Below are 26819 nucleotides of genomic sequence, written 5' to 3'. Positions count from 1 at the left end.
ACAGTGCCGGTATTTTCTTTTTTATCAGATACTTAAGGGTATCGCCCCGGTAAATTTATGTTAAATAAGGCCATTTTAATAAAGCAAATGCCGCGCCTGAATGATTAAAACTATCGAACAGGTACAAAAAGCACTGCATCAGCCACAATCACGCCATCGGCGCTTTTATTGGAAATTTCTACATATCCCTTCTTTTCTTCTGAAAAGTTATATAACCCCAGAGGAAGCCACTCACCTGAAGTTTGGCCCTCTACCTGCAAGTCAGACTGATTGATTATCTTTTCTGTGGCCTTCTCACCATCGTAAATCGTGATGTAAGTTTTTGTTGCCGGATTCATAACCTTAGGAAAATAGGTATAGACATGGTAAGCGCCTTTTTTTAAATTTTCAGGAATAAACAGTACGGATTTCGCAGTTTCCGCTTTGGAACCATCAGTGAGATAGGTGGGGCCATATCCGCCGGATTTTTCCGTTTTCCAATCGCCTGTTATGTGACTGTCCTCATTATCAACCAGTACTTCGGGAGTGCTTCCATCTGCAAGAGGGTCTCTCCTGAGCAAGCTTTGTACCTCTTTTACATCAACCTCCTGTATTGCCATTTTTTTATCAATAGCCTGGCATGCCGCCACGGCCGAGGATTGGCCTAATACCATAAATACCGGCTCCATCCTGATTGACCCGTAAGCTATATGACTTGCAGACAAGCATACCGGGACAAACAAATTAGCAGCTTCCTTTTGCTTAGGAATTATAGCCCTGTATGAAACAGCATATGGCGCAAAACCATGTACCTGAACATCTCCCTCATTTTTCACCATGCCATTCACTACCAGCCTTTCACAATTATGCGAGTCCATGCCATATGCGGCCATTCCTACACCATCATCAACCACTTCCCGTCCCTGGCAGTGATGCTGGGTCATGACCAGTTCACCAATCATTCTGCGGGCCTCCCTGATATAAAGCTGGGTTGTCCAGTTCCCGTTATCCGTATATTCATCCTTAGGATAGCCCCATTGTTTCATTTCGTCCCTGATGTTTCCGGGTATGCGGGTGTCATTGCCGATAAAATAGAGGAAGCCTTTGGTATAATCTTCATGCTCCTTCCATATTTTGGCCCTTGTATTATAATCGGCCTCCGGATATTCCCGGTTCATCCCGATCATATCCGTAGAGAAACCTCCATTATTGTTGATATCCGTTTTGCCGTTAGGCATTTTACTTATAATAAAAACATCAAAAATTGATTTCCAGGGTTGTTTCTCTTTTAAACGCAGCAGCAATTCATACTTTTTGGGGTCATAATTTTCGGGTTTTGAAATTGGGATCCGGTTTCCTGGCACATTGGTTAGCGTAATACGAAAATTATAGGCCTGTACTTTTTTATCCCCTGCACCATTTGCTTGTAATACTTCCTTACTTATACCCCACAATAAACCGCTTTTAGGATCGCCCGGCACTTTATAAGGGTCAACATTATCCGGGAACTGGTGTTTATCCAACAACTCCACTCCGTTTATAGTTTCATCATACTGGCTGTTAGCTTCTCTCCCAACAGTATAAGAAACACCTGAACGGGCCATCAGGTCCCCTTCGTAAGTACAATCAATAAATATTTTAGCGCGAATAGTTTTATTGGTAGCAGCCGATGGTTTATAGCTGTCCTCCACTGCAATTTCCCTTAGCTGATTTCCTTTCTTTGTTACTTTTATAAGCCTGTTCCCGAATAAAACAGGGAAACCTGCCCGTTTTACATAATCATTAAAAATGCCCTCTGCTACCTTTGGCTCAAATATCCATTGTTCAAATTTCCCGTAATGCGTACCTACACGGCGGTAAAAATCCCGCGCTAAACCTGTCACCACATATTTGTTCCCAATATCAGTATAACCAAGGCCTCCTGAACTCATGCCCCCCAAATGTTTTCCCGGTTCAATCAAGATCACCGTTTTCCCCATCTTTTTTGCCGTATAAGCGGCAATTACCCCTGCGGATGTTCCGCCATATACACAAATATCAGCAGTGATTAATTTGCTGCTTTGCGCATTAGCCGGAGCCCCGGCAAAAAAACCGGTTATTATGATTGCAAGGATGATCGCTTTAATATTTTTCATAACTGCTTATTAAACATTTCAATTTCCGGAAAAGATATGCCACCAAATCTTAAAGCATGGGGAGTTAAGATCTGTAAATTTTAATTATTTAATTTTAAACTTAATAATTGACAATTTTCAAAAAATATATGAATGTTTTTCAGGTAGCAGCGGGTGTAACCCCGAATTGCCACCGAAAGCTATTGCCCTGAACCTTCTTAATTTTGCAGGAGAGTTGCTGAGGCTTCATCTATTTATTTAGCGGCGGCATTTTTTTTAAAACACGCGGTTATTTCGCCTTCCGCGGTTGCCTATGAATAATAGGGCTGACAGTAAGCTTCACTCCCTGTCTTACTTTAGATCTGGCTCGGCTTCAGGTTTAAAAGTTGCATTTGCAGGGATTTCAAATTGCTACCGGTCGCCTTTGTTTAAATGAGAAGGCGTTTCAATAACTGAAGATTTTCCAGCGCTGCACCGGCTGTATTGTTGAAGTACACATAAACTGTTTTGCCTTCCTGCTGCCATTCATTGATATAAGACGCATATTCAGAAAGGAAACTTTCGCTGTAACTTCCTTTATAATTGCCTGATGGGCCATGAAAACGCAGGTAAACCAGTTCATCGGCGGTGAATTCCATGGGCGTAGCTGATTTGGGCATATCCTGCAACACCGTTGCTGCCTGGTGCCGGTTCAAAAGTTCAAAAACTTCGTCCCTGTACCAGGACGGATGACGAAATTCGACGGCCATAGGCCATGTATAAAGTTTAAGAGCTTCCAGTAATTTCGTTAATTGAGGAAGGGCCCCCACCTGCAGGCCGGGCGGAAACTGAACGAGCAGGCAACCACGTTCAGTTTCCGGCAAATGGATAGCCTGCATAAAACGGATAACATCTTCCTCATTGAAAAACAAACTTTTTTGGTGCGTGATCCCCTGCCACAGTTTGAAAGTAAAACGAAATCCTTCGGTTACTTCAGCGGCCCAGCGGGCTATGGTTTTTGCCTGCGGAATTTTATAGAAAGAGCTGTTAACCTCGATGCTGTTTTCCTGCAAAGGGTAATAACCCAGCCGCGACAAATGACTGTATTCAGGCGGGAAATCCCGCCGGGGCCTGTCGATCTGTAAGCCGCTGGTCCCTCCAAAAAACGTTCCTGTCATAGGTCAAGGATGATATACCAGTGATTGTCATCACCCAGTGCATAAGCCAGGCCGTCGCTCATTTCATAAACATCACGACCGTGTTTTTGACTAAAGTAGATTTTTTCATCACGGATAATAGTGCCGTTATTTTCCACACGCAGAAAAAAAAGCAGTGCGCCGATATTCGGTGCAACATCTTTAAGATGCCTGGCCTCCCCCTCTTTTACAAACGCCGAACTCATGCCTGTTTGAGTTTGGCTTCCATGCTTTGGGTAGTGTGCGGAACAGCAAGCAGCCGCTCTCTTGGTATGAGTTTACCGGTAGAACGGCAAATGCCATAAGTTCTGTTTTCGATACGCATCAGCGCAGCTTCAAGCTGCTCGATGAATTTTTTCTGGCGGGCGGCCAGTTGGTTGATCTGTTCCTTTTCAAAGGTCGCCGAACCATCTTCCAGCGTCTTGCCGGCAATCGCGGCATCATCTCCATTGGTGTTTGAGGCGCTAAGCGTACCCGCCAGTTCCTGCAGCTCTTCGCGTGCCACGCCAATTTTTTCTTTGATCAATGTTCTGAATTCATTTAATTCGGCATCACTGTACCGTGTTTTAGTAGTTTCCTGTTGCATGATTGGCTTAACAAATATCTGTATAAATGGTTGGCATAAATATAATAAACAAACAATCGGTTCAAACGGCACTTCGAAATTGAACAGGTTACCGCGAATAGTTTTTCATTTTCGCTTTTCAGAACCTCGCCGTTTTCATAACATTTGCAAAAACTTCGTAAATCTATATTCTACAGCCCCTCCCCAAACGTTTCGAAATAAGACCCTAACTGCACATCCGTACGGAAAAGCCGGTTATTCCAGCCGACATTTCCTTTAATTTAATTAAATAATTAAAAATATTCCTAAAAAGAAACCATTGCTCATTTGCGCTGTATTAATGATAATAAAAATCTATACAATGACGCTAATGAACATTAAAAGGGACGGTGCCAGGAACAGCCCCTGGCAGTCTCTCAGCAATCCGGAAGCCAGCGCCGGATCCGAAGATAGAATATATGACTGCCTCATTGTTGGCGCCGGGATCACCGGCCTGACAGCGGCGTTGTTATTACAAAAAGCAGGAAAGGTTACTGTTATTGCAGAAGCGCGTAATCCCGGTTTTGGCACAACCAGCGGCACCAGTGCGCATATTAATACCTTTGCCGATACTACTTACAACGAAGCTGCAAGCGCTTTTGGCGAAGAAGGCGCACAGTTTTTTGCAGATGCGATCAATGAAGGGTTCGGGCTGATTAAAACCAATATCGATACCTATGGCATCAAGTGCGATTATGAACCGAAAACCGGTTACCTGTATGCCGAAAATGAAGATGAAGTCAAAATGCTGGATGACATATACCAGGGCGCGATTAAAGTTGGCGTTCCTGTAAAATATACAGACGAAGTACCCACACCGGTTCCTTTTCAAAAAGCTTTGGCTTTTGATGGCCAGGCACAATTTCACCCCATAAAATATTTAAAAGGATTACAAAAAGCTTATTTGGAAGCCGGCGGCACGTTATTAGAAAACACGCTTATTGAAAAAACAGTCACTGACGATGAAATACATATCGCGCAAGCTGGTGAAAATAAGATCCGGGCAAAAAGCGTAATCTATGCCACTCATATGCCGCCGAATATCAATGTATTCAATTTTGAGTGTGCACCTTACCGGAGTTACGTACTGGCCGTCAAACTCCATAGCGAAAAATATCCTGACGGACTTATTTATGACTGCCAGGAACCTTATCATTATGTGCGGACACACGTAATAGACGGGCAGGAATTATTATTGATTGGCGGGCTGGATCACAAGACAGGGCATGAGGACCCGGAGAAGGCTTTTGCCAACCTTGAAAAATATGCACATAAGTATTATCGCGTATCATCGGTTAAATACCGCTGGTCAAGTCAGTATTATGTGCCCGTGGATGGCCTGCCCTATATCGGCCGGATGCCTATGGCTGCTAATGGTATTTATTGCGCAACCGGTTATAACGGCAACGGCATGATGTTCGGAAGCGTTGCCGCCAGGATTCTTGCCGACCTGGTAAGCGGCAAGGGCAGCAAGTACGAAAAATTGTTTAATCCGGGTAGAATAAAGCCGATAGACGGGTTTAGCGAATTTGTAAAAGAAAATGCCGATGTAGCCTATCATTTTGTAGCTGATCGCCTGAATATTAAAAGCACCGACTCGCTTAACAGGTTAAAGCCGGGCACCGGCAAAGTAGTTGAAGTTGATGGAAAAAAAATCGCCGCTTACCGTGATGACGACGGCACCATACATGCCCTAAGCCCGGTTTGCACCCATGCCGCCTGCATTGTTAGTTGGAACAGTGAAGAAAAGAGCTGGGACTGCCCTTGCCACGGTGCGCGCTACGATATTAATGGCAAAGTATTAACCGGGCCTGCAACCAGGGGCCTTACCAGGATAAGCAATGATGAAAACTAAAGAAATTTTGATTTCGGGACTCACCGGTACTACCTTCATGACGCTGTTCAGCTACCTTGTATCGCTGGCCGACGGCGAAAACTTCAGCGAACCCGAGCGCCTGGGCCAGCTAACCGGTCGCCTGATCCCTAAATTAGATAAGCAGCAAAGCCAGGCTTTGGGCTGGTTGGGGCATTATGGTGTAGGCTTACTGTTTACACTCGTTTATGTAGAACTATGGCACCGCGGTAAATTAAAACCTGATCTCAAAACAAACCTTTGGCTGGGTGGGCTAAGCGGGCTATTAGCCGTGGCTGTCTGGAAAACAACCTTTAAAATGCACCCGCTGCCCCCATCACTCAATTTTAAAAAATATTATCTGCAACTGGTGCCCGCTCATATTGTGTTTGCGGTTTTCGCCGGCATAGGTTATCACATTTTACAAAAAACAACAAATTATGCTACAAATAATTAATAATCTTCCGGAGCATGTGGTAGGGATCTATGCCAGCGGTGAAGTAACCCGCAACGATATGGAGACTGTACTGATACCCAAGATACAGGAACTCAAAAACCGCCAGGGCGAAATCAATTATTTGCTGGTATTGGGAACCGGTGTGCAGAATTTTACACTGGCCGCCTGGTGGGACGACCTCAAACTTGGGCTGACGAACTTTACAAACTGGCACCGCATTGCGGTAGTAACCGATCAAAAAGGCGTAGAATGGTTTACAGATATCTTCCAATTCATGATACCGGGCAAGTCGCGCGGCTTTTCACCTGATCAGTTGGAAGAGGCTAAAGCCTGGGTTAGCGGGGAAGAAATATGAAAGACCTGGCACAACGCTTTTCGGAAAACCCATTGCTGCTGCCAAAAGATCTTGCTCCCAGCCGCGAGGGCTTACAAATTATCAGCCTGCTTAATCCCGGCGTTTTTAGCTATGGAGGTAAAACCTGGCTCGTTGTAAGAGTAGCCGAAGGGGTTATGCAGGAGGAAGGCGTTTTGTTTTTCCCGGCCCTGGATGCCACGGGCAATACCGAGATCATTAAGGTGCCGCTTAACGATCCTGACCTTATCGCTACCGATGCCCGGGTCATTAGCTATAAAGGGTTGGATTATCTCACCACAGTTTCACATTTACGCTTACTGGCCAGTGACGACGGGATCCGTTTTACCGAGCAGGAAGGTTATCCCCCATTATTCGGAAAGGGGTACCTGGAACGTTTTGGTATAGAGGATTGCCGGGTTACGCAGATAGATAATACTTATTACCTGACCTATACCGCCGTATCAGACAGCGGCGTAGGTGTAGGCCTGCTAACCACCACCAACTGGCAGCACTTTGAAAGCGGCGGGATGATCCTGCCTCCGCATAATAAAGATTGTGCAATTTTCGAGGAAAAGATCGCCGGTAAATATTACTGCCTCCACCGGCCAAGCAGCAAAGAGATTGGCGGCAACTATATCTGGCTGGCAGAGTCAACAGACAGCCGGCAATGGGGCAATCACCAGTGCCTGATAAAAACCCGGCCCGGAATGTGGGACAGCGGCCGCGTTGGTGCCGGCGCGGCGCCTATCCGCACTAAACGCGGCTGGCTGGAGATATATCATGGCGCAAATGCGGAACACCGTTATTGCCTTGGCGCTTTTTTAATGGACATTAACAATCCGTCAAGGATCATTGCCCGCAGTGGCAACCCGATCATGGTGCCAACCGAGCCTTATGAGCTTAGCGGCTTTTTCGGTTATGTTGTTTTCACTAATGGCCATATTGTAGATGGCGACCGTTTAACCATCTATTATGGCGCGGCCGACGAGTTTGTTTGCGGTGCGCATTTTTTCATCAGTGATATTCTCGAAACTTTAATTTATTATTAAAATAATCAATTACAACAAAACAAAACTGTATTTCGGGTGGTTTTTATAGAGCTTGTAAACCGGCGGACCGGGGTCAATAAATCATGGCAGAAAATAAGATTGGAGAATGCAGTAAACTGATAGCTCAACAGGGGATGACAATTGCCTTTGCCGAAAGTGCTACGGCCGGCTGGCTTTGTTCGGAGTTTGCACTAACTGAAGAATCCGGTCAGGTGCTTAAGGGAGGGATCGCCTGCTATGACGCCGATCTCAAGGTTTCCCTGTTAGGAGTACCGAAAGGATTGATTGATCAGTTTACGCCAGAGTCGATGGAGGTGACGAGGGAAATGGCGTACCGCCTGGCCCATCTTATCCCATCCGACATCCAGGTAACCGTTACCGGGCTGACTACACCCGGTGGCAGCGAAACCCCGGAAAAGCCGGTCGGAACTATGTTTGTATTTGCACTGATCCACGACAAGCACCTCAGTTTTCGAAAAGTATTTCGGGGATCATGCGAAGAAATTATTCAGCAAACCATCCAGGCTACCGCGGAGATGCTGATCAGGGGTTTAACTCAATTTAATTATCATCAACATATATCTACTATGGCAACAAAAAACAACAAAAAGACCGCAGCAGCGGCCAGCCGCAGCCCGGAAGCCGAGAGCGCGCTGAAAGAATTATTCATTGACGAGATTAAGGACCTTTATTGGGCCGAGAAGCATTTGGCCACCGCCCTGCCAAAATTGATCAAGGGGGCTACCTCAGAAGATCTGAAGCAAACCATCACCGCTCACCTGGAAGAAACCAAAAACCACGTTACCCGCCTGGAAAGCGTATTCGAGTCCATTGGTGAGAAAGCTTCGGCTAAAAAATGCCTGGCAATGGAAGGTTTGCTGAATGAGGCAACAGAATTGCTGTCAGATACCGATAAAGGCACAGAAGTACGTGACGTAGCTATTATCTCGGCGGCACAAAAAGTGGAACATTATGAAATCGCATCATACGGCACTTTGCGTACGCTGGCCGGTACATTAGGCTACAGCGAAGCGCAGAGCCTGTTGGAGGAAACCCTGACCGAGGAGAAAAATGCCGATGCCCTGTTAACCCAGGTAGCCGAAAACTATGTAAATGAAGCGGCAGCAGCGGAAACAGAATAAAACAAACCGACTGATAGGGCGGCTTTCGCCGCCCTATTTGTTAACATTTTACATTAGTGCTTAACCGAAAATTGCAGCAGGGACTTTGCATTGGGAATAGCTGCTACTGCCGCGTCGTTGTTAAAATAACACCAAGCTTCCCTGACTTCCGATTTTGAATTAATCTCATCAGCAAACTTCCGTAATTGAGCATCACCATAAGATGAGCGATATAAGTCCGGAACACCGTGAAAGCGATAATATACCACCGGGCCGGTTACAACAGGTTCATCCGGCAGTTCGGGATGGCTCATGCCGCAAAAAGAAACACCATGCCCCCTAAGTTGTGTATAAACATCTTCCCGCCACCAGCCCGGATGCCTGAACTCCAATACATTACTAAAACCCGGATCCAGTTGCGCCAGTACGCGTGTCAAACGTTCTTCATCATAATGAAAACGCGGCGGAAACTGGAACAATACAGGTCCTAACTTTTCCTGTAAACCATTGCGGATGGTATCATAAAAGCTCGTAATCATATCCACAGTACCGTGAAACTGCTTAAAATGGGTAATAGCCTTGGGGGCTTTTACCGCGAAGCGAAACTCTGCCGGCGCCTTTTCATACCAGGTACGCAGCATGGGTAATTGCGGGAAACGATAAAAGGTCACATTCAATTCCAGGGTGCGGAATTGCCCGGCATAAAACTCAAACCAGCGCTTTTGCGCCAGCCCCTCCGGGTAAAAAGTATTTTTCCAGTGACGATAGTAAAAGCCTGAACATCCTATATGCCATTCCATAGGTATCATTTTTTAATGGCGCTGATATCACCATTCCTTTCCATATACACCTTGTCTATCTTTTCTAAATCTTCGGTAAGTGCAGATTTGCGAACACCCTGCATCACATCTTCCCGGCAAACCAGTGCCCGTTTCATCCGGTCTTCATCAAAACGGCCGCCACGAAAAAGCGGGATCTTCTCCCCTTCTACCCAATTAACTAAAGGGCTGTTACGGGCAATAAGCCAGCCCAGCAGCCGGTGCAACAGAACAATCACAAAGCAGCATACAATCACCGGCAAAAAAGCCGAGGCGCCAACCACCGCCCTGCTCATAACAGCCCCAAGCGAAATACTGACGATATTATCCAGCGGGGTACGCAACCCAAAAGACCGGCGTCCTGAAATGCGGATCAGTATAAGTGCGATAAAAAAGATAACAACGCCGCGGCTGCTCATTTGCAGCGCATTCAGGTCCTTCCCCTCTCCAAAAACAGTGATCAATAATTTTTCCATAACTCAATTTTTTAAAGGCCCGCTGCAGAGAACCGCGGGTTTGACGTTTTGGGCCGAATGATGCCTTACTGCCAGCCAAATGCCCGCTGCAACAAACCCGATGATGATCAAAAATCTTATTTTGCTTATCATAATCTCAATAACTGACGCGCCGCCGGCGCTTCCAGGCATTCAGTTACTCTGAATTCTTATTACTCCTGGTATAACGTTTTGATTTATTTTGCTGATTTGCCCTCGCTGCATCAATAGAATGTGTTTTAGTAATATCACTTTCTTTTTGCGCCAGTTCGGACAAACGGATATAAAATTTGTACAGGTGATCCAGCTCTTCTTCAGTCAAATCCTCAATATTAACCATCCTGTTACTGGTACCTTCATGAGAGGCCAGCAATTCATTCAGTTTTAAATGGACAGCTTTCGAATCTTTATTCTGCGCCTTCTGGATAAGAAAGACCATTAAAAAAGTAATGATGGTTGTGCCGGTGTTTATAATAAGCTGCCAGGTTTCCGAATAATGAAATACCGGCCCGGTAACAGCCCATACCACTATGGTTGATGCAGCGATAATAAAAGCCGCCGAACTGCCGGTTGCCGCGGTGGCCCAATTGGAGAACCGCTCAAAGTAATTTATTTTCTTTTTCATTTTCATTTCCAGTTGATGGTGATTTCCGCATTGCCAGGCACCAGATATTCAAGGTGGCCGCTTTTGACTTTTTTACCGTCGATAGGTTTCTGATTAATACACACTTCTACCCCGGGCAATTTATCACGGCCGGTCTTGACCACCATCAGGCGACCGCCAAGACGGGCATCACCCTCCATCCGGAGATGGAGATAACCTTGCTTCCGGGTGGAAAACCGGTAGACAGGGTAATCTGTAAAAATCATAAAAGGCTGATCAGGTATACGGATATAGTGACGCGGCAGGATCCCGAAAGCATTGCCTGCCCCATATACTTCCTGGCCCACCTGACCTGATTTTTCCCAGCCATCGTGTAAGTCCTCAAGTGCAATCCACAGGTTCGGATCAACCTCACCTATCTTAGGCTCGTCCTGGAGCATTTCTTTCGGAAGCATTGTCGGGTAGTAATAAGCGGCACGGTCTACAAGGTAACGGACATACTCGGTTATCAGCAGGCGTACAGAAGGTAAAATTTCAATATCCCCGGCATAACGGAGGTAGTCATGCAGTGCGCAGAATACTTCCTGTTCTTCGTATACTGCCGTATAAGGGGCATCATTCAGCGGAAACAGCGCAAAAAATGTCGGAAAGTTTTTTCCATAGCCATAGTTACAATCCCAGAGCTTCACATTTTTAAACACACCTGCCAGGCACAGATAGCTTAGCTCGCGGTATATTTCTTTTTTGGTGATTTTATATAAGCGCAGCATTGCACCGGAAGAAAAGGCGGTATTGTTGGCCTGGTAAAACAAATCGAAGCCCTGGCCGCGCAAATGCATGGCTGCTTTTTCTGCTTCGGTTAAATAGCGTTTTTTGCCTGTAAGTTCCCAGGCCTGCAGCATAACATGGGCATATAAGCCCGGCACATCCTTTTCGCCTCCTTTGCCCGGCTGCGTTTCGGCTTTCACTACTTCAAGCGTATCCACTTTATAAAAAACCGGCCATTTATAATCAAAATGATGTGCTACCCGTATCGAAAATTCCAGCGAATCCAAAAATAACTTTTCGGCTACCATGTCTCCCTTCAGCGCAAGGCGGGACAGGTTTAACAAAGGATGGTGCAGGTACCAGGAATCCATCACCAGCGGTTGTTTTTGTTCTTCCTCACCTTCCAGTGTATCGGCTGCTTTTGGGTGCCAGCGCATTACAGTGCCGTATTTTTCACTAAAGAACGACGGCAGGCCGTCTTTAACCTTTTTCATTACTTCCAGTTCCGCGCCGCTCCATTCCACATAATCAAGTAAAGGCAGCAGTACCGCCAGTTGAACCATGATCTCGGGAGGGGTCACATAATCTGATACATACGCGTTGAAATACTGATGGCCGTCAAGTTGTACCCAGCAGCCGGGATTATCTATCAGGTCTTTTAACCCTTTACCAAGTATGTCGGGCCAATGGATATAATTCGTTGCCGGCCTGGGTAAAGCCAGGTAAACTTCTGCCAGCAGGTTAAGGTATTGCCGGACCATAGCCGCCTCATCTGCAGGTACCTCTTCCGAAAAAACAATAAAAGCATCGCTCAATGTATAGCTTGTCCCAGCTTCCAGCGGCTTGTTTTTAATTGTTGGCGGCAGGGCAAAGCCAATTTCGGGCCATTCACCGCCGACACAGTCCCCCGCAGAGGTTTCGGTTTGCTGGTTGTAATCGGCCAGTGCGGTTAGGTTTTGCAGGTATAAAACCGAGCCTGCTTTTGGCCGGTTCAGGCTAAAGTAAAGCTGCCCCGAACGTGTACCCACCTGGCTGACATGGATTTCTCCTTCGGCCATGTTTTCACTGCCTTCAGGGCCAAGCGGTACAATATCACGCGGCCAATAAGGGAACAACAAGGTAGAGGCCGGCGTTAGCCTGGTGGTGTGATGAAGTACAGGCCTATCTTCTGTGGGGAGCGTCAGGATAACCTCATAGTCGCCCAGCAGCGAGCCGATATTCAACCGCACGTCGTTTTTTCTTTCTTTTACTGTGATCTGTAACCGGTCGTTAGGTGAGTAAGCCAGCCGGAAAGCGATCTGACTGCCATTAGGCCAACCGGCCACCAGCCAGCAGCTGTCGCCAAGCTCATATATTTTAAAATCGTAACTGCCTGCTGTGGTTTTATACACGGGAATATGGTCAGACAAATGCAGGGCGGCTTTGGTGTTCCTGAGCCAGGGAGATGCGTTCATAGGTTTGAATCGGGTTAACAATTAAAAAAATCTCTAAAAAAATAGCTTTTGAATGATAATTAAAACATCGCTTACTGTTTTAAGTTTTAATTATAAAAGTATCAATATATGAAAAAGTTAATCATACCCGTATTCCTAAGCTTTTGCCTGTTGTTAAGTAGTTGCGATGCCATTGTCGGTATTTTCAAAGCCGGTGCTGCAGTCGGTATTTTCGCGGTCATCGTTGTTATCGCGGTCCTCATCTGGATCATCTCATTGTTTCGCGGCCGCAGCAATTAACAGGTAAATCATGGAAAAAGAACTGCAGAATTTCAAGAATGCACGTTTTGTGCTCAACTCCGGCTATGGTTAAATTGGAGAGGTTTCCATCGAACACAAAAGCGTTGCTTGTCTGACACAACCGGGCCACTAATCCGTGCCGGCAACAAACCGGCATCTAAAAATCATGGAAGATTGCGGGCTATGGGAGAATAAGGTAAGTATAATTGCTGCTCATCGAAAGCTTGCCCGATGATTGGACACCATTGGGCATCCATATAGCTGCCGGGACATGGCACACCTGAAAGTTTGGAGCAGGTCAGGCGGCAAAATGGCGTACATGATTAATGAGGTCATTCACATCAAAAGGCTTGGACAGGTAATCATCGGCGCCGCATTGCTTCCCGTGTATTGTATGCAGCCCGTGACTTGCAGAAACAATGATTATAGGTATATCCTGCATCCCCGGGTCATTCTTCAAATATTTACAAATATCACGGCCATCCATATCGCCCAGCATAACATCCAGCAGCACAACATCCGGTCGTAAAGCCTGTATAGCTTCAAGGACGCCATGACCATTATCCAGTTCGGTCACCGCATATCCCTCCATCTCCAGGATCAGGTGCATTAATTCACGAATGTCCTTATCATCATCAACAACCAGGACTCTCTTCTGATAAGAGGCAATCATTATAGTTCTAAAAGCTACGTTTTAACATAGCTCTTTTCACACAAACATCATGCCCTGATATCGGAGGATTATTGAAGAATAAGTAGACATCCCATCTTCTGACCTGTTTAAAACAGCTTTAAACAGCAACCAACTCTTCGTTTTCTATTGGCACAGTAAAATAGAACGAGCTTCCGATGCCAGCCTTACTTTCAAACCATATGGTGCCATTATTCCTTTCCACAAGCTCTTTACATAATAAAAGTCCAAGCCCGCTCCCTTTTTCACTGGCAGTGCCAAAAGTGGTATAGGAAGTATATTTGTTAAATATCTTTGATTGCGCCTCTTCGGGAATCCCCTTGCCGTTGTCCTGGATCTTCAATATCGCAAAGGCCTCGCTTTTTTCGGCGGTTACGGTAACATAGTCACCCGCTTTTGAAAATTTCACGGCATTCTCCAATAAGTTCCTGATCACAATATCAATCATGGTTTCGTCTCCGAATACCATCACAGGCTCAGCCATCTCCGCACCTGTTACTATCACTTTCTTTTCGGCGGCCCGTTGTTTAAGCAGCATAACATTTTGGTCAATTAACTTTCGCAGGTCAAAGCCGGCAGGGTTAGGCTGGATTCCGTCTAACTGGCTTTTTGCCCAGTATAGCAGGTTTTCAACTAAGCTGGAGGTTATAATCAGGGTCTCATCTATCTTTTCAATCCAGTAATCGCTTTCTTCTTCCGACAGGCTTTTTTCCTTTACTATATCCATCATATGGCTGATGGTATGGATCGGGCCTCTTAAGTCGTGCCCGATAATTGAAAACAGGCGGTCTTTTACGTGTACAAGCTCTTCCAGGTGAAGGTTTTGCTCTGATATGCTTTTATTTTGCAAAGCCAGCTGCTCACTGAGCTTCCTTTTTTGCATATAATTTCTGAGCAGGATAAAAGCGAGCAACAATAAAAGGATGGTCCCCGCGGTTAAAATATCCCGCTTCAGGCTCACCTTTTCCAGTTCTTTCTGACCTATAATTTTATTTTTATTTAGCAGATCAATTTGCCGTTCCTTTTTTTCCAGCTCATAAACAGACTGCATATTCCTGATAGTTTTCAGTCTTTGTTCGGTTTTCAAACTATCGTTCAAAGCAACTTCAAGGTTGCGATAATATAGTGCCTGTTTATAATTACCTGTTTTTTGATGGGTTAAGTATAATACATTATAGGCAGTTTGAATAAGCTCAACAATGCCGGATCTCTTGCTTTCTTCAAGGGCTTTTTGCGCATAAAGCATACTGGAGTTGTATTTACCTGTAAAATAAGATGTAAGTGCCAGCCCACTATGACAGTATGCAACATCTTCATCATCACCTGCTTTTTGCGCAATATCAAGCGCCTTGTATAAATATTCTTCGGCCAGCCGGTAATTTTTCTTAGTAATATAATTTTCGGCGATATTATACATTGTGGCCGCCATGTAGATGGGATTTTTTACTCGTTGTGCTATGGCTAATGCCTTTGAATTATAGGCAATAGCCGAATCAGGCTTTCCTTTTTTCTTAAATATTTCGCCAATATTTACCAACGGGCTAAAAGTACCTTCATGTGCAGGGTCATTTTGTTTCAGCGCTATGTTATAAGCCTGTTGGTTATAATACAATGCTTTGGGATAATCCTCCATAGAGGTGTATAAGCCGGCTATATTATTGTATTCGTTTCCGCTTAATCCTTCCATTCCCAGTTTTTCACTTATACGCAGGCACTGTAAATGACTGTTAAGAGCTTCGGGCCATCTTCCTTTGTATCCAAGGGCCACCCCTTCTGCAAGATATGCCAGGGCAATGCCTTTTTCAAAATGAATCCTTTTTGCAAGCTCGAGGGATTTTTGCGCCATTAACAATGCACTGTCTGCATTTTTACTCCAATACAACCTTGAAATAGAGTAATAGATATTTACCCTGTCGGTGTCGTGCTTTGCTTTATCGAGGTTTTTAATTTGCGTATTTATGCTGTTAACCTGAGCCTGGCAGTGGACTGCACCAATTATAATTCCAAAGCAAGCCAGGATACCATGCATAATAATACACAGCGTATATAAACGAAGTTTGCGAATCGTTGCAAAGCCGAACATTTGATATGTTTTCTAAATGTTATATGATGTCTTTATTCCCTGGCGCTTTATCAACTGCTCAATACCTCCGGGTGTTAACGACCGGAGACCATTTGCTTTTTGTGCAGGTGGATAGCTGTAAGAATAAGCGCTAATATGAATATATAAATAATCCACGTATCCAGCGGACAATTATTATCCAGCGGGTCGCTGTCATCACACGGTGCGCCCGGATCATCAGCAAAAAGCAACATGGGGCTTATTACCAGATAAAAGGTCAATAATATCCTACCGACCCGATAGATTGTTTTGCAGAGGTAAAATTTCATCTTTTGTTAAATTTTTTAATTCCAATCAGCCTTTTGGTCGCCTTATCCGAAATCTCAACAATGTAGTTTCCGGGCAGGAGACTGCTTACGTTCTGTTGTATATTATTGCCATCTGTTTCCTGGTAAAGCATCACCTGGCCGGTTATGCCGGTTACCTTAAGTAGCACCCTGTCTGGTGCATTTCTATTGATCTTAATATAAAACTCACTGTTAACGGGATTAGGATAAAGTGTCATTAACTCATTAATGATGCCAGGGGCATTAAAGTTTACCGCTACTATTTTGCTATAGCTGATAATATTAAAAGGATCATTTTGCTGTAAGCGATAGTAATTGGTACCTGTTAACGGAAACCTGTCTATATAGGTATAAGACCCGCTGCCATTGCTTAACATCGATGTTAAAGAAATAAATTCTTTAGAGCCGTCCTGCCTTTCCAGTGTAAAGCCGGACAGGCTTCCTTCATTCTTTGTTTTCCAGGTTAACTGAACCCCACCCTTAACCGGGCTTGCCTCAAAACTCAGCAGCCGGTAGTTTAATGAACTTTTTTTATGAAATACTATTTCAAACCTGTTTGCCCCGTAGCTGGTGGTGTCAGCTTTGTCGATATTGAATGGATAACGTTTATGCTGGCTGAAAAGCAAAGAATCTTTTTTATAATGATCAAGCAGATAGATTTCATATCGTGAATCAAGCGATTCAAATCCAGAGCCGGAAATTGTATCTGTGGTTGCCGAATTATTAACATTCACAAATAACTTTACCCGGGTAGTGGAATCTATAACATCCATCCTGTTAATGGCCAGCATGTTTTGGCTTTTGTATCCGTAGCTGGCCAGTGTCGAAACATTCCCGATGCCGTTTAACCGGTCTGAATCGTAAAAAGGCTCATATTCATTTTTGGATCCGGGATCGAATAATACCATGATCTCGTCCGTATTAACCGAATCCGTTGCAAGCCTGATCCGCATTAACTGGGGTTTGGCTATCGCCTGGCTTTTTTTGCTCATCAGCATATACAGGGTACTCCCCAGGGAGCTGGGCTGTACAGTTGTTTTAGCTACTTCATTAAAAGTCAATGACGCCGAAGTTGTGGTAGCCTGCACAAAAAAACCCTGCCCGCTTGCTATGTAACGGGTTGCATTATTGGTGCCAATGCCTCCCGGGATCAAAGCAGTATAAGCGCCGTAGTTTTTATTAGTATAATTGAAAACATATATGGTAGCAGATACACCGGGGCCGTAAATACCATTTGTTGAACCGCTTTGCGAAAAGGTGTCCCAATCAATAGAAGAGGCATATGGATTGCCTACCAGGTTATAACCGGTTTGTGCTTTGCTTAAAGTGGAGCTGCTGCTGTTCCACCATAGTTTTACCGGGATGCTGCCCTGGTTAAGTGTACCAACGGCTACCATCGTTGAAGCATCCGGGTCAATATAGCTTCCGCCAAATCGATACTGTTTATTCAGTGCCGTTGTGGAGGTAACATTGTTAACATTATTTCCGGCATAATATAACATGTAGCCATTACCTACCGGAAGCGTTGTTGTTGCAGTTGTGCTGCCGGTGCCGGTATAATAAGATATCGTATTACCCGAAATATCTGTTAAGCCCTTAAAATTCCCTGAGTTAAATGTGGTACTGCTTGCCGGCAGGTTCTCTTTGTATAAATAAACCGTAGACGCGGCGTTCGTGACAGTAAATCCGCCCGCTGTACCTGTTGGGCCTGCAACAAAAACCCCGGAGAAATTGCCTGAATTGGCATTCAGGTAACTGAGATTGTAGGCACCTGTAGTCGTATTAACCGGGGAAGACAGAAGCCGGTAATTGCGGGTATTGGCAGTAATAGTCCCTGCCTTGAAATAGCGTTCTGCATAAACCGTTCCGGTGATGCTGTACCCGGTCGGGATTGGATCGACAGAGGCCGTTTGAGATACACTGCTTTTGAGCACCATAATACCCCCGGGGGCAACCGCCAGGTTTCCCTTGGTAATTTTGAGTTCGCTGTAAATATCAAGTGTATCACTATTAACTGTTACTGTTCCGCCCACGGAATTATTCACTTCCATAGTGCCCACATGAGCATATCCTGTTGAGGTAGCGCCATTGTAGCTTTGGGCAGCGCCGGTTCCGTTCCAGGTTATCTTTGATGTATTTAAATTGTTCCAATCTATTTTTCCCGTACCCTGGTTATATATATTGCAGCCAACGCTCAAATTCGCACTCAGGCTTATTGAAGCTGTGCCGTTTAGGGTAAGCCCGTATACCGAGGCATTAGTATTAATTGTAATACTTTTTCCCGTTGGAATAATTAGGGTGGCCGTGCCGTCAAAGGCAGGAGCCTGGTTGGTAGTGCCGGCGGTGGTATTATCCCAGTTGCTGGCGTCGGTATAAGTTCCTGTAACGCCTTTATAGGTATAGGTTAAAGCGCCCGGTATGGCTGCGGCGTTAGTAGTATTAACAGCGGTAGTGCCAACAGTAGTAAATGTTACCGGGTTATTTTGATTTACATATTCAGCCTTAAGCCAGTCGGCCGTTTTTGCAACATTTGAAACGCGCGGTTCATCAATTACCCCGTTAAAATAAAATCCGGTCCCGCCTTCCCCTACTCCTATGTAAAAGTTTGAATTAGCCGAGGGATTAATGATAGACGGTAATATCTTATACTGCGTTCCATCAACATAAGTACTTAAACTTAATCCGGTATAAACACTTTGTATATAATGCCACGCACCGCTGGCAAAAGCGGTTGGATTAGGTATACTGAGCCTGTTTGAAGCAATACCTGACTCCGACTCAGGAATGTTATTAGTATAGATCCCCATTTTATAACCACCGCTGAACCCGCCGGTAGCATCCTGGTTTGTCATCACTTTTTGATCCAGGCCCGTAGCCCCCAATTTCACCCAGGCCGATATGGTAAAGGCACCGGTAACAGATACGGCATTGGTTGTAATTTTTTTACTCGATCCGTTAAAGCTGTAAGCTGTGCCGATTTTACCGGTAACAAGATCTGCCGAAGTCATCCCGCTGGCGGTGCCCGTATGCCCGCCTGCAGTACCATCGGCAACCGAACCCGTGTAGCTTGCCTCATTAAAATGAAACACAGCCAGGTAGTTACTTGCCCATGTATTTGCAAAAAAAGCGGCATTGTGTGTAACCGTAGGCGATTTTGAACCATAATAAAACGTTATAACATTGTTGGCTGCGTAAGTTAAAGTGGGTATTTGTACCCAAACCAGCAGGGTACCGGTAGTTTGGTTATAGCTTTCTACCTGGTAATACAACTCACTGCCCCCGCTTACAAAGGCAAAATCATAATTTGGCCCGTTGGGGTTCTGCACCTTATCGGCACAGGTATTTGAAATAATCAAATTATTATCCTGTATACTGAGCAATGCCGGGAAATTGGTAAGATTTGAGGTAATACCAAGAGAGGTTGTATTTAATGTAACGGTTTCTCCAAAGGCATAATTACCGTAGGTGGCCAGGTTCACAGTTACATTTTGCGTTGATGATGAGGAGCAACCGGCAGCATTGGTGACAGTTAATGTAATGGTTTTTGTGCCTTGTGTTGCCCACTGCACCGAAAACGGCCCCTGCCCGGTGCCGGTTGACGGTGTGCCCCCATTAAAATCCCAGCTATAGGTTGAGGTTGAAGGATCTGTTCCTGTATAGGTAATGGTAGCATTTGAGTTAACGTTTACCGAAGATGTTGCGGTAAATGTTGTTGAAGGTAAAGCATTTACTGTTGCGGTTACATTTAATTGCGAAGTACAGCCGTTTGAACCGGTTACGGTCAGCACATAAGTACCGGCGTTGACTGTTGTTGCATTACTGATAGCAGGGTTTTGTGAGGTAGATGTAAAACCGCCCGGTCCCGACCAGGAGTAGGTTGCGCCGCTTACCGTATTGGCCTGAAAAGTAAGCGTACTCCCTGAACAAACCGGCGTACTACCCGCACCATACAATGCATACACTTGAGAAGCGGTTAATTCTGTTTTATAAACAGCTATATCATCCAGCGATCCGTTAAAATAGTAGCTGCTTGGTGCATTTGTCCAGCTTAGCAGATTATCATAACCGATACGCCAGTAACCGGCATAAGATTGCGAAGCAGTCATAGTGGCATCTGTAGCCTGCAGTGCCCCATCAACATACAGGTTGGCCCCATTGGTTGTTGATTCAGTGGCCACTACATGGTGCCAGTTACCATCCGCGTAAGTTGTCGTAGTATTTATGGTTTTAAGAGTTCCCGGGAAAAGGCCAAAATAAAGTTGCCCGCTGTTACTCATATAAATATGTCGGTCATCGGAAATACTTAGCCCGGTTTGCGATGAGCCAAAACCTACCAGTTTCCCCCCTGCCGAACTGGTTTTGAACCATACGCTAATGGAGAAGTTTTGGGGGCCGGGAAACGCTACAGCAGTAGTGGTAGAAACATACTGACTTGAACCATTAAAGCTATAGGCGCTGTTTGCGGCCCAATAACGATCCGCCACAAGCGTGGGGGCGTTTTGGAGCGTTCCATTATTTGAATTGCCTGAAACATCGTTGGCATTACCGGTAAACGGATAGGAAAGATATAAACTGCCGGTTGGACTTGTGGGGGCAGTAGCAATAGCCGGACCGGCATTTACAGTTGCAGTTACGGCGATGCGCGGCGTGCTTGTTGCTCCGTTTTGGGTATAGCTGACATAATAAGTGGTAGTTGCCGTTAGGGTTGGTGTAGTAAATGTTGAACCCGTTCCCAAAGATGAACCGCCTGTAAGGGCAGCATACCAGTTATATACCCCGCCCGACGGTGAGCTTCCTGAAGCTGAAAGTGTTGCTGTTCCCGAAGCACATGTTGAGCCGCCGGTACCCGTAGGGGCGGTAGGATTAACTGTAATAGTAACCGTGTTACTACCTGAACCAGTGGAATTATAGGCCGTAACAGTATAGGTGGTCGTTGCCATCGCTGCTGTCGGGGTGCCACTGATGCTGCCTGTTGAACTGTTAAAGCTTAAGCCGGCAGGTAAGGACCCGCTTAGGAAAAAGCCACCCGTTGGGGTGGATTTGTTCATCTGGTTGCTAAAATAGGCCGATGTAAATATGACGCCCTTACTGTCGACAGCTATCCCCTGGGGGTCGTTAATGGGTTTACTGGTAAGCAAGGTGCCACTTTGATTGTAAACATAAACCGTATTGGTAGCTGCATTATCGCTTACGTAAAAATTTCCGGCACCATCAATGGTTATGGCTTGCGCAGAGGTATATCCGCTAAGAAAAGTAGATTGAAATGTTCCGGCCGAATTATATTTTGTTACGTTCCCTGTGCCGTTGTTTAATACGTAAATGTTACCCGATGCATCCACAGCTACCCCAAGGGGAGTGCTTAAATTAGTAGTAGGCAACGAAAGCAAGAGTGTACCGCTGGTATTGTATTTTTTTACTGTAACAGCGCCCTGGTCGGCGATGTAAATATTATCTGATTGATCAATGGTAATTCCCAAAGCATAATTTAGGCCGCTAAGTACGGTAGACTGGTATACACCGCTCGAATTATATTTATACAGGCTGCCTGTGCCTGGGGTAGCACCAAGGTTTAATACGTAAGCATTACCCGATGAATCAAAAACCAGGTCTTTAGGAAGCGACATGGTAGCGCCGGTGCCAAAAGTGCCGAGGTAAGTACCGCTTGAATTATATTTACTGATGGTATTGTTACCCGTATTGGCTACATAAATATTGCCGGCTGCGTCGATAGCCACGCCGCGGGGATTGTTTAAAGTGGCGCCCGTAAGCGCTGTAGACGCGCTATAGCCTATCGCGCTAACTCCGCCTCCACCAACTGTAGGTGTAAGGGTTGTAATTGCTGTGCCTACGGTATAAACATTGGGTGAAGTATAGCTAATGGTGGGAGGAACAGCAAAGAGGTTGTTCCCCAACAATATTAAAGCAACCGATAGTAAAAAGTAAGCATGACGCCCTTTCATATTCACAGGTAAAAAATTTTATCAAATAATATTTTTAATAATATCTCGCTTTTATACGAACGGACAGCTCAATTGGTTTAGTTATTTACAGAAAATCAATTATTTGAACCAACTATTACAAGTACACGAAAAACACGTAAACATCGGCTTTAATAATATGGAAGCTAATCATTTCAATAGACGCGCAGGAAAATAAGCAGCGGAAACGCTTCCGCTTTACTACCTGATGAGGAGGGCAGCTATAGCCGTAATTGCGCTTCCTGGCAAGTCTATACCCGGGATAAAATAGAATTGCCCGATAAAAGAAGATCAAATATCAGGTCCTAATTACATGCAGCCGTCAAAACTGATGCGTTTTTAATTACCAGGATTGATTATTAAATCCTCATTATACAGGCAAACGATAACCGTTTCAACAGTAAAAGTCATTAAGCCAGAGTATCAACCAATTTTTTTGTTGTCTATAGATATTACTGTCTCTATTCAGTATTTATAAACCTATAATTTACTTAAAATGAAAACAATACTTTACGCAGCCCCTGTGGCTCTGCTTCTATGCGCCCTATTTTCGTGTAAGAAAGGCGGCGTTAACGCTAACCAGTCACAATCCCAGGCTAACACGGAGAATGCCGGTAAGGTGCATCTTGCTACCCAGGCTACTACCTTCGCTCACCCCGGCCTGTTGCATAACGCTGCCGATTTCACCAGGATGATCAGTAAGGTTAATTCAAATACACAACCCCAAAAATCTGGCTGGGACACACTTGTGGCCAATTCCCATTCTTCATCAACCTATGCAATGAAAGGTCCTGTGGCCATTGTTTACAGGGGCAGCGGATCACCCGAAAACTATTCAAAACTTTATAATGATATCGCTGCTGCTTATCAGAATGCGCTGCGCTGGAAAATAGCCGGCACAACCGCAAATGCAGATAAGGCCATCCAGATCATGAATGCATGGTCATCCACGCTAACCTCCATCCAGGGTTCGGCAGATCGTTTTCTTGCGGCGGGTATTTACGGCTATGAATTTGCAAATGCGGCCGAAATAATGCGTTCATACAGCGGATGGGCAGCTGCAGATTTCACACAGTTTAAGAATATGATGCTGAACGTATTCTACCCTGTGAACCATGATTTCCTTACCAATCACAACGGCGCCTGTATTACAAATTACTGGGCCAACTGGGACGCCTGTAATATGGCCAGTATTCTCGCAATTGGCGTATTATGTGACGATACTGCCAAGTTTAACGAAGCAATTGCCTATTTTAAAAGCGGGGCCGGAAACGGTGCTTACGGGCACGCGGCGCCATTTGCTTATGCAGACCAGGGCGGCATTGCCCAATGCCAGGAAAGCGGCCGCGATCAGGGTCACAGTTGCCTGGATGTTTCTCTTTATGGTGCATTTTGCCAAATGGCCTTTAACCAGGGGCAGGATCTTTTTGCCTATAATCCCTGGAATGACACACGCCCGCGTATACAGGGCATGTGTGAGTATATAGCCTCATACAACCTGAATAATACAGTACCGTTTACTACCTATAACTGGGGCAATGGGACAAATTGTACAGCACAGTCGCAAACGGTTATTTCAGCTTCAGGCCGCGGCGACCGCAGGCCAAGCTGGGAACTGCTTTATGCACACTACGTACAATTAAGAGGACTAAGTTCGCCCAATATTGCCGCGTACGCTGCCAGCATGCGCCCTGAAGGCGGCGGGGGCAACTATGGCACTACCAGCGGCGGCTATGATCAGTTGGGTTTTGGCACACTAACCTATACCAGATAACATTAAAACACTGGCAGAGACAGTATAGCCGCATAAGGCCATCCAAAATGTGCTTTATGCGGTTAATTGTTACTAATACAAAAAGCTATTACAGAATTACTCACAAGTCTGTATAGCTTTTTCCGGACGGGTCATTTATCGTCACCGGTTTTACTGCGCTTGTCATCACACTGCTTACGGTGAGTATCCAAACGATAAAAGCAGCGTTAACAAGCCCGGTAAAGAGCCTGAAAAGCGAGTAGCCGGGATTAAATTCCGGCTACGATATATTGGGGTAACGCTAAAAAGACTGTTGTTAATTTTATTTAGGCAGGTTTTCGCTACAGCGATAAATAACGTGGTAATGTTAAGTTTTTACTATGTCTTTATGCTAACCATTAAATTACCGGTCTACAGGTCACGTGCAATTTGCAGGACTTTTTCGGTTTCGATGCGGCGGTGGATCTCATGTACCATGCTGTCCATTTCCCGGGCGCATTCACGGAGTTTTGAAAAGATCTCTTTTCGCTCATTCTCATCTTCGGCCAGATCCAGCAGGTTTACCAATCCGAGCATAGTTGCCACAGGACGCCTGATCTCATGCGAGCTCATCCACGCCACTTCACGGAGTAATCGGTTCTGCCTGTTTATCTCCTCTTCTTTTTCCTTGCGGTAAGTTATATCCTGGCAAACGATGATGTAACCCTGAAAAGCGTTATCTTCATCATATGCAGGGGTTAACTGGGCTGATACCCAAACCGGCGTTCCGTTTTTGGTATAAATGATCGTGTCTATACCAAAAGCTTCCCTGGCCTGCTGCTTCCGGATAAGCGTTTGGATGACGGGATCGTCTGGATCTGTCAAAAAATCACCCGGCATCTTATTTCTTACCTCTTCCATCGGGTAGCCGGTAAGCTCCACAAAGGCATTGTTCACCCATTGCACCCTGCGCAGATCGTCGGTAATAAGCACCATGTTATTTACCTGTTTAATGATCCGTGCCAGCCGCTTATTTTCCTGGGTGCTCCGTTTAAGGGCATCGATATCTCTTACAGCCCCTATCAGCCTTACAGGTTGCTTTTGGTCGTTATATATGAAATACCCCTGGTCCATCACGTATTTGTATTCACCTTTGCCGCAATTGAGCCGGTATTCACATTCCCAGTTAGTTAAACCGGCGCGGCTGATCCTCTCCTGGCTGCTCACTACTTCTTCCATATCATCAGGATGGATCAGCGACCTCCACCATTCCAGCTCATAACTGATCTCTTCGTGCGGGATGTGTACCAAATGGGTAAGGCTGGTGTTATAGATCAGTTTGTTTTCAACAATATCAAGATCATAAACAACATCCCTCGTTGCCTGGGCCACCAGTTCGTAACGTTCAACGGCTTCTTTTAACCGTTCATCTTTAAGCCTGTCTTCGGTAATGTCGGCGAAGTATACTGCAACGCCTTCATCAGTAGGATAAGCAGCCATCCTCAGCCAGCGCTGCAGGATAACCGAGTAATCTTCATGCCTTACAATAACGCGTTCTTCAAGTGCTTTCTGGTAAACCTGGTAAAACTTATTTTCGCTTTTAGGAAAAAACTCAAAAATACTTGTGCCTATAATCTGGCTTCTGTCGGTTTTAACCATCTCCCGGAAAATGTCGTTTATCCGGGTTATCTTCATTTGTCTGTCCAGCTCAAAAAAGCAATCGGTGATACTGTTCAGGGTATGCTCAAAGCTATACAGGTACCGGTTACGCTCCAGTTCCAATTGCTTGAGTTCTGTGATATCCTGTAATGAACCAGATATCTTCAATTCCTGCTCTCCGCTGCTTTCCAGGCGTGCAAGCTGGCGGATATAACGGGTAGTACCATCCAGGGCAGTGATCCGGTGCGTTACATCGAGCTGTTTACCGGTACTGATCAGCTCATGCAGGGCATTGATCATCAGCGGCCGGTCTTCCGGATAAATGTGCTGTACATAAATATCGAAAGCTTCCCGGTCATCATCCGGGTTCAAACCGGCAATGCGATAAACTTCATCTGACCATATCAGCTTGTTTTCCCGCGGATAGAATTCCCATCCGGCTACCCGCGACAACAGCTGCGTTTCACTGAGCTTATGTTTTTCTTCCACAAGCTCCCGGTTTACTTTCTCAAGGGCTTGCTCAAATTCTACCCGTTCGGTCATATCACGCACCATAACCATGATATGGGGCTTTTTATTAAACCGGATCTTATGCGAGGTAATATTTACGTAAATCAGTTGTCCGTCCTTTTTAATGTGGCGCCAGGTACCGCTGTGGTTAAGCTTACTGTCCAGTCGTTCTGATGAAGAAACCACATTTTCCCGGTCTTCGGCAGGCCTGATGTCCAGGATCGTCCGTTGCCGGAACTCTTCTGCACTGTAGCCATAAACTGCAATGGCAGCATCGTTTACCGAAATAAACCGAAGGGTCCCCGGCTCGTAAATCCACATGGGGTTTGGATTGGATTCATACATGCTCCGGTACTGCTTCTCGCTCTGCTTCAACTTCCGGTCTTCTGACCTGATCAGGGCGTAAAGCGCAATTGCGGTAACCATCACAAACAGGGCACCCTTCCCTAAACTCAGCCACAGGTACTGGCTTGGGCTAAGTATCCCTTCAAAATAAAATAGCAGCCGGTCACTGAACATGATCCATAGCAGGCTAATCAGCAAATAGGCAAAGGCAATTCCAAACGCCCCTTTTCTCATATATAGTTAGTAAAATCAATCAAGCTCTTAAACGTCATTGTCAATTAGTAAGTTACCAATTAAAAAAATTAAGCCCCGGAGTTAAAATTAAACTGTTGCACAAATAACAGGCACAACGGCTATTGTAACATCTATGTT

General features: G+C 45.3%; 19 protein-coding genes. 7 read left to right on the top strand and 12 right to left on the bottom strand.

The genetic code is table 11. The annotated features are described in order from the left end of the window. Positions 1 to 110: 110 nt before the first annotated feature. The 4 genes from SNE26_RS06595 to SNE26_RS06580 form a co-directional block, all read right to left on the bottom strand. Entirely contained in the window at positions 111 to 2114 is a 2004-nt protein-coding gene (locus tag SNE26_RS06595; RefSeq protein WP_321558566.1) for an FAD-dependent oxidoreductase, read from the bottom strand. A 407-nt stretch (positions 2115 to 2521) separates the two neighbouring features. After that, entirely contained in the window at positions 2522 to 3250 is a 729-nt protein-coding gene (locus SNE26_RS06590) for a DUF72 domain-containing protein (RefSeq protein ID WP_321558565.1), read from the bottom strand. Then, positions 3247 to 3474 (bottom strand): hypothetical protein, encoded by a 228-nt coding sequence (locus tag SNE26_RS06585; RefSeq protein WP_321558564.1) that lies wholly within the window; start codon positions 3472 to 3474, stop codon positions 3247 to 3249. Before SNE26_RS06585 ends, SNE26_RS06590 begins: the two co-directional genes overlap by 4 nt. Continuing rightward, a complete protein-coding gene (locus tag SNE26_RS06580; protein ID WP_321558563.1) occupies positions 3471 to 3854 on the bottom strand; it encodes a TraR/DksA C4-type zinc finger protein in 384 nt (127 codons plus the stop codon). The genes SNE26_RS06585 and SNE26_RS06580 overlap by 4 nt, the downstream gene beginning before the upstream one ends. A gap of 349 nt (positions 3855 to 4203) precedes the next feature. Between SNE26_RS06580 and SNE26_RS06575 the strand changes: the two genes are divergently transcribed. The 5 genes from SNE26_RS06575 to SNE26_RS06555 all read left to right on the top strand — a co-directional run bounded on the left by SNE26_RS06575 (position 4204) and on the right by SNE26_RS06555 (position 8727). Next, positions 4204 to 5727: an FAD-dependent oxidoreductase gene (locus tag SNE26_RS06575; protein WP_321558562.1), complete on the top strand. Its 1524-nt coding sequence runs from the start codon at positions 4204 to 4206 to the stop codon at positions 5725 to 5727. After that, positions 5714 to 6181: a hypothetical protein gene (locus tag SNE26_RS06570; protein WP_321558561.1), complete on the top strand. Its 468-nt coding sequence runs from the start codon at positions 5714 to 5716 to the stop codon at positions 6179 to 6181. Before SNE26_RS06575 ends, SNE26_RS06570 begins: the two co-directional genes overlap by 14 nt. Continuing rightward, complete coding sequence (locus tag SNE26_RS06565; RefSeq protein WP_321558560.1) at positions 6165 to 6536, top strand: STAS/SEC14 domain-containing protein; 372 nt, start codon at positions 6165 to 6167, stop codon at positions 6534 to 6536. The genes SNE26_RS06570 and SNE26_RS06565 overlap by 17 nt, the downstream gene beginning before the upstream one ends. After that, the gene (locus SNE26_RS06560) at positions 6533 to 7585 is read left to right on the top strand and encodes a glycoside hydrolase family 130 protein (RefSeq protein WP_321558559.1); all 1053 of its coding nucleotides are present in this window, start codon (positions 6533 to 6535) and stop codon (positions 7583 to 7585) included. The genes SNE26_RS06565 and SNE26_RS06560 overlap by 4 nt, the downstream gene beginning before the upstream one ends. Positions 7586 to 7668: 83 nt before the next feature. After that, positions 7669 to 8727: a DUF892 family protein gene (locus SNE26_RS06555; protein ID WP_321558558.1), complete on the top strand. Its 1059-nt coding sequence runs from the start codon at positions 7669 to 7671 to the stop codon at positions 8725 to 8727. A gap of 53 nt (positions 8728 to 8780) precedes the next feature. Here SNE26_RS06555 and SNE26_RS06550 read toward each other — a convergent pair whose 3' ends face one another. The 4 genes from SNE26_RS06550 to SNE26_RS06535 all read right to left on the bottom strand — a co-directional run bounded on the left by SNE26_RS06550 (position 8781) and on the right by SNE26_RS06535 (position 12844). After that, positions 8781 to 9506, bottom strand: a complete 726-nt coding sequence (locus SNE26_RS06550; protein WP_321558557.1) for a DUF72 domain-containing protein — start codon at positions 9504 to 9506, stop codon at positions 8781 to 8783. Positions 9507 to 9511: 5 nt separating this feature from the next. After that, positions 9512 to 10000, bottom strand: coding sequence for a YetF domain-containing protein (locus SNE26_RS06545; protein ID WP_321558556.1), 489 nt, complete (start codon positions 9998 to 10000; stop codon positions 9512 to 9514). A 175-nt stretch (positions 10001 to 10175) separates the two neighbouring features. After that, on the bottom strand, positions 10176 to 10643 hold the full coding sequence (locus tag SNE26_RS06540; protein WP_321558555.1) for a low affinity iron permease family protein: 468 nt from the start codon (positions 10641 to 10643) through the stop codon (positions 10176 to 10178). Positions 10644 to 10645: 2 nt separating this feature from the next. Next, positions 10646 to 12844 carry a hypothetical protein gene (locus SNE26_RS06535; RefSeq protein WP_321558554.1) on the bottom strand — a complete coding sequence of 733 codons (2199 nt, stop codon included), beginning with the start codon at positions 12842 to 12844 and terminating at the stop codon, positions 10646 to 10648. Positions 12845 to 12952: 108 nt separating this feature from the next. Here SNE26_RS06535 and SNE26_RS06530 point away from each other — a divergent pair, with 108 nt between their 5' ends. Beyond that, a complete protein-coding gene (locus tag SNE26_RS06530; RefSeq protein WP_321558553.1) occupies positions 12953 to 13123 on the top strand; it encodes a hypothetical protein in 171 nt (56 codons plus the stop codon). Positions 13124 to 13421: 298 nt separating this feature from the next. Here the strand turns inward: SNE26_RS06530 and SNE26_RS06525 are convergent, their stop codons facing one another. The 3 genes from SNE26_RS06525 to SNE26_RS06515 form a co-directional block, all read right to left on the bottom strand. After that, on the bottom strand, positions 13422 to 13796 hold the full coding sequence (locus tag SNE26_RS06525) for a response regulator (protein ID WP_321558552.1): 375 nt from the start codon (positions 13794 to 13796) through the stop codon (positions 13422 to 13424). Between the two features lie 118 nt (positions 13797 to 13914). After that, a complete protein-coding gene (locus tag SNE26_RS06520; RefSeq protein ID WP_321558551.1) occupies positions 13915 to 15897 on the bottom strand; it encodes a tetratricopeptide repeat-containing sensor histidine kinase in 1983 nt (660 codons plus the stop codon). A 304-nt stretch (positions 15898 to 16201) separates the two neighbouring features. After that, positions 16202 to 22183 carry a DUF2341 domain-containing protein gene (locus SNE26_RS06515; RefSeq protein WP_321558550.1) on the bottom strand — a complete coding sequence of 1994 codons (5982 nt, stop codon included), beginning with the start codon at positions 22181 to 22183 and terminating at the stop codon, positions 16202 to 16204. 514 nt (positions 22184 to 22697) lie between these two features. On the opposite strand from SNE26_RS06515, the gene SNE26_RS06510 reads away from it, so the two are divergent. Beyond that, positions 22698 to 23975, top strand: coding sequence for an alginate lyase family protein (locus tag SNE26_RS06510; protein ID WP_321558549.1), 1278 nt, complete (start codon positions 22698 to 22700; stop codon positions 23973 to 23975). Positions 23976 to 24365: 390 nt separating this feature from the next. Here SNE26_RS06510 and SNE26_RS06505 read toward each other — a convergent pair whose 3' ends face one another. After that, positions 24366 to 26681: a PAS domain S-box protein gene (locus tag SNE26_RS06505; RefSeq protein WP_321558548.1), complete on the bottom strand. Its 2316-nt coding sequence runs from the start codon at positions 26679 to 26681 to the stop codon at positions 24366 to 24368. Positions 26682 to 26819 lie beyond the last annotated feature (138 nt).

This window comes from Mucilaginibacter sp. cycad4 (genome assembly GCF_034263275.1).
GTDB lineage: Bacteria > Bacteroidota > Bacteroidia > Sphingobacteriales > Sphingobacteriaceae > Mucilaginibacter.
This window is presented reverse-complemented; position numbering and strand designations above follow the sequence as displayed.

Excerpts from the sequence above, each read along its gene's own strand:
- SNE26_RS06595 (WP_321558566.1), bottom strand. The coding sequence starts at position 2,114 with ATGAAAAATATTAAAGCGATCATCCTTGCAATCATAATAACCGGTTTT.
- SNE26_RS06590 (WP_321558565.1), bottom strand. The coding sequence starts at position 3,250 with ATGACAGGAACGTTTTTTGGAGGGACCAGCGGCTTACAGATCGACAGG.
- SNE26_RS06585 (WP_321558564.1), bottom strand. The coding sequence starts at position 3,474 with ATGAGTTCGGCGTTTGTAAAAGAGGGGGAGGCCAGGCATCTTAAAGAT.
- SNE26_RS06580 (WP_321558563.1), bottom strand. The coding sequence starts at position 3,854 with ATGCAACAGGAAACTACTAAAACACGGTACAGTGATGCCGAATTAAAT.
- SNE26_RS06575 (WP_321558562.1), top strand. The coding sequence starts at position 4,204 with ATGAACATTAAAAGGGACGGTGCCAGGAACAGCCCCTGGCAGTCTCTC.
- SNE26_RS06570 (WP_321558561.1), top strand. The coding sequence starts at position 5,714 with ATGATGAAAACTAAAGAAATTTTGATTTCGGGACTCACCGGTACTACC.
- SNE26_RS06565 (WP_321558560.1), top strand. The coding sequence starts at position 6,165 with ATGCTACAAATAATTAATAATCTTCCGGAGCATGTGGTAGGGATCTAT.
- SNE26_RS06560 (WP_321558559.1), top strand. The coding sequence starts at position 6,533 with ATGAAAGACCTGGCACAACGCTTTTCGGAAAACCCATTGCTGCTGCCA.
- SNE26_RS06555 (WP_321558558.1), top strand. The coding sequence starts at position 7,669 with ATGGCAGAAAATAAGATTGGAGAATGCAGTAAACTGATAGCTCAACAG.
- SNE26_RS06550 (WP_321558557.1), bottom strand. The coding sequence starts at position 9,506 with ATGGAATGGCATATAGGATGTTCAGGCTTTTACTATCGTCACTGGAAA.
- SNE26_RS06545 (WP_321558556.1), bottom strand. The coding sequence starts at position 10,000 with ATGGAAAAATTATTGATCACTGTTTTTGGAGAGGGGAAGGACCTGAAT.
- SNE26_RS06540 (WP_321558555.1), bottom strand. The coding sequence starts at position 10,643 with ATGAAAAAGAAAATAAATTACTTTGAGCGGTTCTCCAATTGGGCCACC.
- SNE26_RS06535 (WP_321558554.1), bottom strand. The coding sequence starts at position 12,844 with ATGAACGCATCTCCCTGGCTCAGGAACACCAAAGCCGCCCTGCATTTG.
- SNE26_RS06530 (WP_321558553.1), top strand. The coding sequence starts at position 12,953 with ATGAAAAAGTTAATCATACCCGTATTCCTAAGCTTTTGCCTGTTGTTA.
- SNE26_RS06525 (WP_321558552.1), bottom strand. The coding sequence starts at position 13,796 with ATGATTGCCTCTTATCAGAAGAGAGTCCTGGTTGTTGATGATGATAAG.
- SNE26_RS06520 (WP_321558551.1), bottom strand. The coding sequence starts at position 15,897 with ATGTTCGGCTTTGCAACGATTCGCAAACTTCGTTTATATACGCTGTGT.
- SNE26_RS06515 (WP_321558550.1), bottom strand. The coding sequence starts at position 22,183 with ATGAAAGGGCGTCATGCTTACTTTTTACTATCGGTTGCTTTAATATTG.
- SNE26_RS06510 (WP_321558549.1), top strand. The coding sequence starts at position 22,698 with ATGAAAACAATACTTTACGCAGCCCCTGTGGCTCTGCTTCTATGCGCC.
- SNE26_RS06505 (WP_321558548.1), bottom strand. The coding sequence starts at position 26,681 with ATGAGAAAAGGGGCGTTTGGAATTGCCTTTGCCTATTTGCTGATTAGC.